Consider the following 12091-nt stretch of genomic DNA (forward strand, 5'->3'; position numbering starts at 1 on the left):
TGTACGGTTTTCCTTTTTTTATATTAACTGTCCATCTCGAAGCGTCAATATACGATCACATACATCAAGCATTCTTTCATCATGTGTAATCATAATTGCTGCTTTTTGGCTCTCTTTCACTTCGCGTTTCATCATTTCAACAACTTCACGTGCGCGTTTTGAGTCTAAGCTTGCCGTTGGCTCATCCGCTAATATTAAATCTGGGTTGTTCATGAACGCACGAGCGATTGCTACCCTTTGTTTTTCCCCGCCAGATAGTTGATTTGGATAATGATTCTTTCTTTCTCCTAATCCAAATGCCGCTAATAAATGATCTGCACGCTTTCCGGATTCTTGTTTACTTTCTTTTTTTAGCTTTGCAATGTAAAGTAACTGTTCTTTCACATTTAAATATGGAACAAGGTTTGCAAACTGGAAAATGAAGCCGATTTTTTTCAAACGAATGTCTGTCATTTCCTTTTCTGATAGCTTCGTAATATTTTGCTCGCGAATGTAAATATCCCCTTTTGACGGTGATAATAAAGCACCAGCGATTGATAATAACGTACTTTTCCCTGATCCAGAAGGACCGACGATTCCGATAAATTCTCCGGCTTTCACATCAAGCGATATCGGATGAAGGGCTGTTACTTCCGTATTCCCTTCTCCGTACACTTTACTTACTTTGTCTAATTTTAATAATGAAGTCATTACATCCCGCCTCCAATTGCTTCTAATGCATCAACTTTTAATACTTGGTATAACGAAATAAGTGTTCCTAAAATACTAATTACGATAAAGATTGCTGCATATTGCGCAATCATCGGTGTTGTTAATAAGAATGGCATACCAGCTGGTAAAATTTGTTCTAACCCTTGTACAAGAACGATACTGATTACCATCGCAACGACTGATAAGAATAACGCCTGCACGACTAAGCTATTTGCTAAATAAGAGTTCTTCGTACCAATTGCTTTTAATACGCCTAATTGCTGTGTTTTTTGCAGTGTAATAACGTAGAAGAATACACCGATTAATAACGCAGCGATAACAAGTAAGAATGCAATGATCATCGTCAATGTTCCTTGCTCTTCTTTAAATCCTGGAATACTTTGCAGTACTTCTTTTTTGTCGATAACATGTGCATTTTTGATTTCTTTATCTGTATTCAGCGCAATTGCACTATAATCTTTTTGATTTGGTTGTGAAATAGATCCCCATACGTCTTCATTTACATACACAACTGGTGTATGGCTAAACATTTGATCTTTCGTAAATCCAACGATTGTAAATTCTTTCTTTGAAACAGGATCAATAATTGTATCTCCAATATCAATTCCTTTTTCTTTAATTGATTCGTCAGCAACCATTTCGTTATTTGCTGTACCTAATTTCTCACCTTTTACAATTTTGGGTTCTAAAAATGAATCACGTTCACTTGAGAAAATAGCGACATCCACTTTTTTCGAACTATCTTTCTTTTCATATGTTGAAACTTTCACACGAAACGGAACCGCTTCTTTCTCGCCTACTTGATTTACTACGTTATCTACATCGTCTTTCTTAATTTGTGAACGAAGTAATTTATTTTCCGCATCATCTGCTAAAACGAACTTATTTGCCTCCATATTTTGAATCGATGAAGCATTATCATATGATAGTCCATTTGCTAATCCTGAAATAACAAGAACTAAAAATGATAATAACACCATAATCAGTCCGATTAATCCGTATCTTAATTTTGATTGTTTCAATTCACGCAGAGCTAAAAACATTTCGCTCGCTCCTTCCTCTTTCTTTCTATGCACTTATCATAAAAAAGAAATATGAACGGAATATGAACAGAAGATTACAGAGGGGAAATTAAATTACATCTGATACTTTTTGAGCGCGGGAAAGGTGTGGCTTTATAGCAGAAATACAGTACGTGAAATTTATATCAGCGATTTTTCAAATATATCAGCGCAAATAGAATTATATCGGCGATTTTCAAAATATATCGGCGCAACTCAAATTATATCAGCGATTTTCCGATTATATCGACTTACCGACATAAAACGACAAAAAAAGAGGCCGTTCCGAAACAGCCTCTTTCTTTCCATCTATTTCGGAAGCTCCACCAGAACGGTTGTTCCTTCCCCCTTCGTACTATACACCGAAACGTTTCCATGATGCAGTTCAACAATCTTCTGCACAATCGACAACCCTAAACCGCTACCTTCTACGTTTCTCGTCCTTGCTGTATCTACTTTGTAAAAACGGTCAAAAATACGATCCATTTCTTCTTTTTCCATACCGATTCCGTTGTCTGATATAGAAATAATGACACTAGACTCTAACTCTTCGACGAAAAACTCAATCGTTCCACCATCGTTTGAAAACTTAATGCTATTCGTGAAAATGTTACTCCAAACTTGATGAAGTAAGTTTTCATCACCTTTTATAGTGATATCTGGCACATTAAATTCAACGGCGATATCTTTTTCCCGCCATTTCCACTCAAGCATAAAAATGACGTCTTTAATTTGCTTCTGCAGATTGAATTCTCTTATTTGTAGAACCTTTTCCTCTTTATCTAATGAAGCGAGCGTAAGTAACTGTTTACATAAACTAGACATTCGCTTACTTTCACCCTCAATAATTTGTAAGTAATGATTTCTTTCTTCCTCACTCATCTTTTCTGTTTGCAACGTCTTTGAAAAACCTTGTATGGAAGAAAGTGGCGACTGAAATTCATGTGAAACGTTCGAAACGAATTCTTGTCTCATTTCATCTAGTTCTTTAATACTCTTCGTCATCTTTTGGAAGCTTGTAGATAACGTTCCTATTTCATCTTTTCGTTTTACATCTAATTCAATTTCATATTCCCCACTCGCAATTTTTTGCGTAGCCTTCGTAAATTTACGGATTGGGCGAACGATGTAACCTGCTGCAATCGCTATAAAAATAATACTTAATAGTACGATAAACCCTAATAATACCGCTAGAAAAATTCTCATCTCGCCGAATTGTTGTTGAACGTCAGGGCGAATGAATAAAGCGTACTGTTTATCACCGTGTTGTACTGGGACACCGACGCTATTAATTAATTCATTATCGAAAAAACCTGTAATAAAGAGGCGCGTTGGATAAGTAGAAACACCATTAAATGTCTCCCCCTGCAATACTTTATGAACGGTATCATCACTTATTGTCGTCTTACGAAACGCATTACCGATACGCTTTCCATTCTTTTGATCATCAACAATGTAAATCTCATACCCTAATTTTGCAATAGAATGCAAATACGTCTCTTGATTTTCTTCACTTTGCTTTTCATATAACGATTTAACTTCTTCCGCATACTTTAAAATCTTTTCACTGTTATATGGTTTTAACTTCACTTGATAATATACGTTTGTTAATAAAAAGCCGATAATACTACTAAGTAGCATAATGCCGACCGTCATAAATACAAATCTAGAATATAGTGATTTCATCTTATTTCAACTCCAACTTATACCCGAGGCCGCGCACTGTTGTAATTTGAAAATCATCCGTTCGTTTTGAGAAACGATCTCGCAGCCTTTTCACATGAACATCAACTGTTCGTTCATCTCCTTCAAAATCCATTCCCCATACTAATTCAATTAGCTCTTCTCTTGAAAATGTTCTTCCAGGATAACTAGCAAGTTGTGATAATAACTCAAATTCCTTTAAAGGAAGCAAAATCGTTTGACCGTTACACTTTACTTCTACACCTTTTCGATCAATTGTCGTTCCGTGCAACGTAATAATATCTGCACTCAGCATTTGATAACGTCGTAATAAAGCTTTCATACGGAAAATCACTTCAGCTGGTTCAAATGGTTTTACAATATAATCGTCCGTACCAGAAATGAATCCTTTTTCTTTATCAACTAACTGATCTTTCGCCGTTAATAAAATAACCGGTATATCATGATACTTCCGGATTTCTTCACATAACGTATAGCCATCAACGAACGGCATCATAATGTCTACGATCGCAAGATGAATATTTTCCTTCTCTAAAACGTCTTGCGCTACCTTTCCATCTTCTGCTTCAAAAACTTTAAACCCCTCTTTTTGTAAATGGTAATGCAACAACTCTCTAATATGCTTATCATCATCAGCTAATAAAATATGTATCATCTTCATTAAACCCTCTCTCGTTCATCCTTCTACATCACTACATTAAGAAACAATTGGATTTTTTGCAAGAAAAAGAAAAAGAATCTATTTTGAAAAAAGATTATTCAAAATAGATTCTTACGTTTTAGTATTAAGATTATTTTAATCAAAAACAATTTCTAAGCCTTCGAAATATCAACAAATCCTTCTCCGAACACATCACGAACATCGTGTATAGCGATGAACGCCGCCGGATCCGTAGTTTGAACAATCCGCTTTAGCTTCACTACTTCTTGCTTATTAATAACAACATAAAGAATTTCCTTCGGCGTTTTCGTGTAATAGCCATGCCCTGAATATACAGTAACCCCTCTCCCCATTAAGGTTGTCACCTTCCCGGCAATTTCATCTGGATTATCAGAAATAATCGTAATAGCCTTCTTCGGATTTAACCCTTCAATTACAAATTCCATCACTTTCGTTGCTACATATAGCATAATAATTGTTATCATCAGTTTTTCTGCACCAATGATGAAATAAGATGAAAATGCAACGATTAAATCGAAGAACAGTAGACCGTAGCTAATGCTCCAGCCTAAATATTTATGTGTCATCCTTGCTAAGATCGTAGTACCTGCAGTTGTTCCGCCAACGCGAATGATAAGACCAATACCACACCCGATAAATATTCCTCCGAAAATGGCATTTACAAGCATTTCATCCGAAGCAATCGTCCAGCCTTCTGTTAAATGAAGAAATAGCGAGTTAGTCACTACAGCGATAATCGTATAAATTGTTGTGATTTTATTTAAAAATTTATAACCGACTATTAACAAAATCGCATTTAAAATTAAGTTAACTAAACCTGGTGACCATTCAAATAAATAGTACGTAATAATCGTGATACCTGTTACCCCACCCTCACCAAACTCGTTCGGGATAACAAATAAATTGACACCTAAAGCAAAAAGAAATGCACCAATAATAATAAAAATAATGTCTGTCGTTCTTTTTTTCATACAGTACCTCACTTCTTATGTAAATATTTATTCTGTCATAAACTCTCACCATTATATCGTGGAATATTCAAATCGAACAGTGGTTTGTTTTTTATTTTAATATAGGATGATAAATCAACTTTATCCTATATCCACTTGTAATTAAGAAAGTAAAATAACTGTATTTATTATGTACTACAACTAAAGTTTTGATTTCACATGCAATTCATGCTAAAAATGAATAGGAACACGTACTCGCATTAACTTCGAGTACAAAACAAATAGGCGAAGCTATAGAATAGGCTTCGCATCAAACGTGTGCTCACAGAGATTTATATTCATAAATCTCTGATTTTTTCACTTATCTTTCTCCATATACTCTTTAATTTTCCGTTCTTCCCATTCTTTTCCGAATATCCCAAATGGAAAAGTTGTTAAACCGTGTATAACGATACCAATCCCCCAACCTCCAAGTGGATATAAAAACCATAATTTACTTGAATCAGAGCTTATATTTATGAAAAAAAGCATTAAGTTAACTAATATATAGACCGTTAAATGAATGTAAAACGCTTTTAAATTCTCCACTCTTTTTTTAGCTCGTAAATAATTCTCATCTCGCTCCATATATAAACACCTCTTTCATTATTGTATTTTTTAACTCGCTCTGATTTAAACATCATATTCTAGTCGGATATCCCTTATTCTCAAAAAATACAAAGCAAAAAAGTATCCAGCAAATGGTCATACACATCACCATTTGCTGGATACTACATGATACATTTGTTATTTACAGGATTTTAATTAAGACCAAATCCATACACCATCATTATTTTCAGCGTTCGTCTTTGCTTCATGAACTTTTTCAATATGATCAACTGTGTTCCAGTTAATAGAACTTCCGCCCCACCCTACATACTTCATATCAATTTTCACTTTCTCACCCGCATTAAATACTTGTCCCTTTGTTAAGAAAACATCAATAATAGCTTTCTTCCCATTTAGCGATGGATACTCAACTACAACATATTTAGTAGCACCGTCTCCCTCATCTTCCATCGTTCCTACTTTTGATACTTCTCCAATTACATAATTAGGTGAGCCATCTTCTTTCATGTGCATACCTAACTTGTTTGTTGTATTTTCAACTGCAGTTGCAACCATATATTCTGTAAAATTACGCATCATAGATCCAGTAGCTTTTACTTCATCTCCTACTTTCACATTTGAAAGTGAATCAATATACACACTAACCGGTTCCTCATATTGCTTAGATTTTACAACAATTACACCGTTATCTACTTCTACTACTCGTCCTTCTAACGTCGAGAAATTCGATTCAATAGAAGCTGCACTCGCTTTTGTTACTTCTAGTCCTGGTAAATTTGTTCCTGATAATGCTGCGATCCCTAAAGCACCTGCTAAAATTAATTTTTTCATACCCATTATGAAACATCTCCATTCACGATGATTTTATTTTTTTGATTGGTATCGACCAACCTGTAATCATTATAGTTACAGGTAGTAAAAATAACAACCGTTTTCCTCATGCAATGTTGCATACTTTGATTTTCAAATATAAATCGGTTATTCCTATATTCAACACTAAGACTGAATTCTTGAATCCCAGCAGGTAAACGGATTGATGATGAAGAAACTAATGTCATACATCATGTTTTTCAATGATACAGTTTGTATAATCGTAGTCCATTACATTATGTAGGAGCGGAGTTAACATGTTAAAAAAACAAAGAGATTACAGCCAGGAGATACCGTGGCGACAGTAAGTCCTTCGTGGGGAGGAGCAGGTGATTCTGAAATAAGATAACGATATGACAGGACTCAAATAAATAAAAACACTCCTATAAGATATGACTGTGAATTGGTACTTTTCAAATGATATGAAGATTACTTATCTAATGATAAAGGGGGATTTACGTGTATGGACGTAACATTTACAGTAAGTAAATGGGATGAAAAACTAATTGATGATACTAGAAAAGATTTCCCTATTAATATTGCCCATGTTGAATATGATATTGATGGAGAATTAAAAGGAAAAGCTTTTGTTGAATACTTATTATATTATCTAGACTCAAATATAAATGATGGTCACTTGGCTACGGCTAAAATTTCTGGATTTTTACACTTTGAAGGAATTTATAAGGGGCAACAAGGGACATTCACAGCTATAGAGCAAGGAATATTTGATAAAGGAAATTTAGATTCCCCAGGAACAATTATTAAGGCTACCGGTAACTTAGAAAATCTGAGAGGGTCCTATAATTATCAGTTTACAGGTCAAACTAGTAAACTAATTTTAGAATTTGAACGTTAGCAAAATACCTTATAATTTAGTGGAAAGGACATTTCTTGTAATACTAGGAATGTCCTTTTTGTCAACGAGCTTATTCAAGTTAAAAATGAACAGAGTATATTATCAATATACAGCAATGCATATCATTTTCGTTATGGTGGGATTAAAAACCTAAGCCCGAGTGACATGGCCCCCACCTATTCATTACTTTTCCTACTAACTAAAGAATAATCCCAGAAAAACTCCCCTTCATAACTTCCTTTTCAAGTTGATTCCTACATATAAACATCGCAGTAATATTTGTACGATTTTTTTCATCGGGTTCAAATTGTTCAATGGTTAAGTCACAACGAATTGTGTCACCACTAAACACAGGACGTAAAAATTCAAAATCCATCTTGCGAGCTAGTACGTTATAATCACCGCCAATTTTTGTAGGTAGTGTTGATGTTAAAAGCCCTTGTACAACAAATCTCCCCTGCTCATCTGGTGTAACATGATGAACACCTTCATCTTTCGATACTTCCGTAAATAACGCAACATCTTCTTTTGTAAACGTTCGTTCAAAGGTGATTTTTTCGCCTACTTGTAATTTCATCCCATGCCCCTCCTCAAAAACTCTTTTAAAATAAGAAAAACCGAAACTCAAATCATTTCGGTTTTTCAAAACTATAGAAGTCAATATTTACTTTAAAGAATGGACAAACAACCCACTACGCAGTTTCGGTTCAAACCACGTTGATTTCGGTGGCATGACTTCTCCGGCATCTGCGATTGCTAATAAATCTTCCATAGATGTCGGATATAATGCGAATGCTGCTTTGTATTCGCCGCTGTTCACAAGGCGTTCTAGTTCTTCTAATCCGCGGATTCCTCCGACAAAATCGATACGTGAATCAGAACGCGGATCATGTATTTCAAGTACTTGGCTTAATAAATGATCTTGCAGGATAGATACATCTAAACCTCTAACAAGATCATTCGCATCAAATGTTTCTTCTTTCACAGTAAGCTTATACCACTTCTCATTTACATACATACCAAATGTTTTTGGCTCATTTGGTTTATACGGAGAAACAGGTGCTCCTTCTACATAAAAGTACTGCGTAATTTGATTTAAAAACTGTTCCTCTGATAAGCCATTTAAATCTTTCACAACTCGGTTATAGTCCCAAATAGATAACTCATCATGAGGGAATAAAACAGATAGGAAGAAATTAAACTCTTCTTCTCCTGTGTAATTTGGATATTGTTCTCTTCGCATAAGCCCTACTTTTGCAGCTGATGCAGAACGGTGATGCCCATCTGCAATATAAAGATTAGGAATATCTTCAAATGCGTTTACTAAAGTCGTAATTACATCTTCATCTGCAATCTTCCACGCAACATGCTTAACACCGTCTTCTGCTGTAAATGTATAAATTGGCGCATGCTCTTCTTTCCAGCTTCTAATTAAATGCTTTACTTCATCTTTTGTACGGTAAGTTAAAAATATCGGACCTGTATTTGCGTCACACACATCTACGTGGCGAATACGATCTAGTTCTTTTTCATGACGTGTTCTTTCATGTTTTTTAATTGTATCATCTTCATACTCATCAATAGATGTACAAACGACAAGGCCTGACTGCGTTCTTCCTTGCATCGTCAGTTCATAAATATATAGCGCTGGCTCTTCATCTTGTATGAACACTTCTTCTCGTATAAATTGCTTTAAATTGTCGCCCGCTTTTTCATACACGCGATCATCATACGGTGACAATTCAGGATCTAAATCAATTTCTGCTTTATCAACATGCAAGAAAGAATATGGATTCCCTTTTACAACTTCCCTTGCCTCTTCACTATTTAATACGTCATACGGTAAAGCTGCCACTTGTGCCGCTTTTTCCTCTACTGGACGAATGGCCCGAAACGGTCGTATTTTTGCCACATTCCTCTCTCCTTTACACAATCATTCGAACGGCTACAACACCTGTAATTTTGCTTATATTTTCTACAATATTCTCTTTTATTATATCATCAATTCCGTTATCGATATCAATCATTGTGTATGCCCAAGAATGTTTACTACGATTAATCATATCGGCAATATTAATATGATGTTCCGCTAAGCATCCTGTAATTTGCCCTACCATATTCGGGACGTTTTGATGCATAATTGTAATTCGTTTCTTTCCGATATACGGCAATTCTACGTTTGGATAATTTACTGAGTTACGAATATTTCCTGTCTCTAAATATTCACGTAATTGACGCGCCGCCATTACTGCACAATTTTCTTCCGATTCAGACGTTGATGCGCCAAGGTGAGGCGTCGCTGTTACATTTTTCATCTTTATTACATTTTCATTCGGGAAATCCGTTACGTAATGTGTAATAATATCTTCTTCTAATGCTGTTTGAAGAACCTTTTCATCTACAAGTTCTCCTCTAGAGAAATTAAATAGACGCATCCCTCTTTTCATCTTCTCTACAGCGTGTTCCCCAATGATCCCCTTCGTTTGATTCGTAAGAGGAATATGCAGTGTAATATAATCACACGTTGCAAAAATTTCATCAAGGCTAAATGCTCTTTGCACATGTGTAGAAAGACGCCAAGCTGTTTCAACTGAAATATAAGGATCATATCCGATAACATCCATGCCTAACGCTAACGCATCGTTCGCAACTAAAGCACCGATTGCGCCAAGTCCGATAACACCTAGACGTTTCCCTGCAATTTCTGATCCAACAAATTGTTTTTTTCCTGATTCAACAAGCTGTGGTACTTCTTCACCCTCTAAGTTTTTCGTCCAACTTACACCATTAATAATGTTACGTGAAGACATAATAAGACTGGCAATAATGAGTTCCTTTACAGCGTTTGCATTTGCCCCCGGCGTGTTAAATACTACAATTCCTTTTTCTGTACATCGCTCGACAGGAATATTATTTACACCAGCGCCAGCTCTTGCAATCGCCTTTAAGTCTTTTGAAAACTCTTCTTGATGTAGAGAGTAGCTACGAAGCAAAATTCCATCTGGATGATTGATTCTATCTCCTACTTCATAACGTTCTTCAGTAAAAACTTGCAAACCTTTTTCTGCAATTTGATTTAACGTTTGAACACGAAACATATCCCCATCTCCCTATCTATTCTCAAGCTCAAATTCCTTCATATAATCTACTAATCGTTTTACGCCGTGTGCTGGCATCGCATTGTAAATACTGGCACGCATACCGCCAACTGAGCGATGTCCTTTTAACGTAACAAGGCCGCGTTCCTTCGCTTTTTGTAAAAACTCATTGTTAAGTTCTTCTGACGGTGTTGTAAATGGAATGTTCATAAGTGATCGATACGCAGGATCAACTGGTGAAGTAAACAATTTAGATTCATCTAAAAAATGATAAATAAGTGAAGATTTCATTCTATTTTGTTCTTCAATCGCAGATACTCCGCCTTGCTCTTTCAACCACTCTAGTACAAGTTTTGTTACGTAAATACTAAAGGATGGCGGTGTATTATATAAGGAGTTATTTTTACTGTAAGTTTCATAATTTAACATTGTCGGACAAGAGCGATCTGCTCCCCCAATTAAATCTCTTTTTATAATAGCAATCGTTAAGCCCGCAGGTCCTAAATTCTTTTGCGCCCCCGCGTATATAAGACCAAACTTCGAAACATCATATTGTTCTGACAAAATATTTGAAGACATATCCGCAACGAGCGGCACTCTTTCTATATGTGGAATATCCACATATTTTGTCCCCTCAATTGTATTATTCGTTGTAATATGTACATAATCTAGTTTTTCATCGCTTAGTAAACCGTCCAGTTTAGGAATCGTAGTAAACTTCTCTTGCTCGGAAGAAGCAATTACTTGTACTTCCCCAACTTTTTCGGCTTCTTGCAGTGCCTTTTTAGACCATGAGCCAGTTAGTACGTATCCAGCTTTTTTATACGTATTCATTAAGTTCAGTGGTATCATAGAAAATTGTAATGACGCACCACCTTGTAAAAATAAAACTTCATACTCATCAGGGATGCTCATTAATTCACGAAGTAAGTTACTCGCTTCCTCTATAATACTTTGAAAATAAGAAGATCGATGACTCATTTCCATAATAGACATGCCTGTCCCGTTATAATTTACAAGCTCCTTTTGCACTTTCTCTAAAACTGGCAAAGGGAGTATTGATGGTCCTGCTGAAAAATTATAGACTCTCTCCATTACCCTCATAACCTCCCTATTTCTCATTTTTATTAATTTTTAAACTTTCTGAATTATAACCCAAAATATAATACGTGGTCAATTTGTTTTCTATTATTACGGCGCAAGACGCAATGGAATCGCTTGCATGTGCAAACTATTTTTATAAACATACAAAAAAGTGTTAAGTACATAATCGTACTTAACACTCTAGTAATAAAGTATAATTGCTAATTATCCGTGAAGAACCGATCAAAAATTTGATAAATAGCAGAAAGACCAATGAGCCAATAAATAGTGTCCACAAGCGCCGGCATAGAACCAAACCATTTCTCAACTACATTGTAATCTAACGCTACAAACAACCAATTCAAACCGCCGAGAATCACCAAAATTACTGTAAGGTAAGACAAAAATTTCATTATGATTGCCCCCTAGGTGATAAGATGGTGAAAGGCCTTTCACTAGAAATA

13 protein-coding genes are annotated in these 12091 nt (G+C 35.5%); 1 reads left to right on the top strand and 12 read right to left on the bottom strand.

Features of this window, described 5'->3' with window-relative positions; all coding sequences use genetic code 11:
* Window positions 1–18 precede the first annotated feature (18 nt).
* The 7 genes from BHV55_RS16055 to BHV55_RS16085 all read right to left on the bottom strand — a co-directional run bounded on the left by BHV55_RS16055 (window position 19) and on the right by BHV55_RS16085 (window position 6554).
* Window positions 19–690, bottom strand: a complete 672-nt coding sequence (locus BHV55_RS16055; RefSeq protein ID WP_070756747.1) for an ABC transporter ATP-binding protein — start codon at window positions 688–690, stop codon at window positions 19–21.
* Window positions 690–1754, bottom strand: a complete 1065-nt coding sequence (locus BHV55_RS16060) for an ABC transporter permease (RefSeq protein ID WP_000477762.1) — start codon at window positions 1752–1754, stop codon at window positions 690–692. Before BHV55_RS16060 ends, BHV55_RS16055 begins: the two co-directional genes overlap by 1 nt.
* Before the next feature lie 327 nt (window positions 1755–2081).
* Window positions 2082–3458, bottom strand: coding sequence for a sensor histidine kinase (locus BHV55_RS16065; RefSeq protein ID WP_070756749.1), 1377 nt, complete (start codon window positions 3456–3458; stop codon window positions 2082–2084).
* Between the two features lies 1 nt (window position 3459).
* Window positions 3460–4137: a response regulator transcription factor gene (locus BHV55_RS16070; RefSeq protein ID WP_000781961.1), complete on the bottom strand. Its 678-nt coding sequence runs from the start codon at window positions 4135–4137 to the stop codon at window positions 3460–3462.
* A gap of 152 nt (window positions 4138–4289) precedes the next feature.
* The gene (locus BHV55_RS16075; protein WP_000747492.1) at window positions 4290–5129 is read right to left on the bottom strand and encodes a YitT family protein; all 840 of its coding nucleotides are present in this window, start codon (window positions 5127–5129) and stop codon (window positions 4290–4292) included.
* A gap of 336 nt (window positions 5130–5465) precedes the next feature.
* Complete coding sequence (locus BHV55_RS16080; RefSeq protein WP_000438994.1) at window positions 5466–5735, bottom strand: 2TM domain-containing protein; 270 nt, start codon at window positions 5733–5735, stop codon at window positions 5466–5468.
* 177 nt (window positions 5736–5912) lie between these two features.
* The gene (locus BHV55_RS16085) at window positions 5913–6554 is read right to left on the bottom strand and encodes a F0F1 ATP synthase subunit alpha (protein WP_000525525.1); all 642 of its coding nucleotides are present in this window, start codon (window positions 6552–6554) and stop codon (window positions 5913–5915) included.
* Window positions 6555–7050: 496 nt separating this feature from the next.
* On the opposite strand from BHV55_RS16085, the gene BHV55_RS16090 reads away from it, so the two are divergent.
* The gene (locus BHV55_RS16090) at window positions 7051–7446 is read left to right on the top strand and encodes a DUF3224 domain-containing protein (protein WP_000383503.1); all 396 of its coding nucleotides are present in this window, start codon (window positions 7051–7053) and stop codon (window positions 7444–7446) included.
* Window positions 7447–7645: 199 nt separating this feature from the next.
* Here the strand turns inward: BHV55_RS16090 and BHV55_RS16095 are convergent, their stop codons facing one another.
* From BHV55_RS16095 to BHV55_RS16115, 5 genes are all read right to left on the bottom strand, one after another.
* On the bottom strand, window positions 7646–8023 hold the full coding sequence (locus BHV55_RS16095) for a hotdog family protein (protein ID WP_000776359.1): 378 nt from the start codon (window positions 8021–8023) through the stop codon (window positions 7646–7648).
* Between the two features lie 87 nt (window positions 8024–8110).
* Window positions 8111–9358, bottom strand: coding sequence for a DUF1015 domain-containing protein (locus BHV55_RS16100; RefSeq protein WP_030026422.1), 1248 nt, complete (start codon window positions 9356–9358; stop codon window positions 8111–8113).
* Window positions 9359–9371: 13 nt separating this feature from the next.
* The gene (locus BHV55_RS16105) at window positions 9372–10544 is read right to left on the bottom strand and encodes a 3-phosphoglycerate dehydrogenase family protein (protein WP_000490230.1); all 1173 of its coding nucleotides are present in this window, start codon (window positions 10542–10544) and stop codon (window positions 9372–9374) included.
* Window positions 10545–10556: 12 nt separating this feature from the next.
* On the bottom strand, window positions 10557–11639 hold the full coding sequence (gene serC, locus BHV55_RS16110; protein ID WP_000442941.1) for a 3-phosphoserine/phosphohydroxythreonine transaminase: 1083 nt from the start codon (window positions 11637–11639) through the stop codon (window positions 10557–10559).
* Window positions 11640–11848: 209 nt separating this feature from the next.
* Entirely contained in the window at window positions 11849–12040 is a 192-nt protein-coding gene (locus BHV55_RS16115; protein WP_000670803.1) for a DUF378 domain-containing protein, read from the bottom strand.
* Between the last annotated feature and the right edge of the window lie 51 nt (window positions 12041–12091).

The sequence above is a fragment of the Bacillus sp. RZ2MS9 genome (assembly GCF_001816185.2).
GTDB classification, from domain to species: Bacteria; Bacillota; Bacilli; order Bacillales; family Bacillaceae_G; genus Bacillus_A; species Bacillus_A cereus.

What these genes read in the sequence shown, in the direction of transcription:
- BHV55_RS16055 (WP_070756747.1), bottom strand. Translation starts at nt 690, where the DNA reads ATGACTTCATTATTAAAATTAGACAAAGTAAGTAAAGTGTACGGAGAA.
- BHV55_RS16060 (WP_000477762.1), bottom strand. Translation starts at nt 1,754, where the DNA reads ATGTTTTTAGCTCTGCGTGAATTGAAACAATCAAAATTAAGATACGGA.
- BHV55_RS16065 (WP_070756749.1), bottom strand. Translation starts at nt 3,458, where the DNA reads ATGAAATCACTATATTCTAGATTTGTATTTATGACGGTCGGCATTATG.
- BHV55_RS16070 (WP_000781961.1), bottom strand. Translation starts at nt 4,137, where the DNA reads ATGAAGATGATACATATTTTATTAGCTGATGATGATAAGCATATTAGA.
- BHV55_RS16075 (WP_000747492.1), bottom strand. Translation starts at nt 5,129, where the DNA reads ATGAAAAAAAGAACGACAGACATTATTTTTATTATTATTGGTGCATTT.
- BHV55_RS16080 (WP_000438994.1), bottom strand. Translation starts at nt 5,735, where the DNA reads ATGGAGCGAGATGAGAATTATTTACGAGCTAAAAAAAGAGTGGAGAAT.
- BHV55_RS16085 (WP_000525525.1), bottom strand. Translation starts at nt 6,554, where the DNA reads ATGGGTATGAAAAAATTAATTTTAGCAGGTGCTTTAGGGATCGCAGCA.
- BHV55_RS16090 (WP_000383503.1), top strand. Translation starts at nt 7,051, where the DNA reads ATGGACGTAACATTTACAGTAAGTAAATGGGATGAAAAACTAATTGAT.
- BHV55_RS16095 (WP_000776359.1), bottom strand. Translation starts at nt 8,023, where the DNA reads ATGAAATTACAAGTAGGCGAAAAAATCACCTTTGAACGAACGTTTACA.
- BHV55_RS16105 (WP_000490230.1), bottom strand. Translation starts at nt 10,544, where the DNA reads ATGTTTCGTGTTCAAACGTTAAATCAAATTGCAGAAAAAGGTTTGCAA.
- serC (WP_000442941.1), bottom strand. Translation starts at nt 11,639, where the DNA reads ATGGAGAGAGTCTATAATTTTTCAGCAGGACCATCAATACTCCCTTTG.
- BHV55_RS16115 (WP_000670803.1), bottom strand. Translation starts at nt 12,040, where the DNA reads ATGAAATTTTTGTCTTACCTTACAGTAATTTTGGTGATTCTCGGCGGT.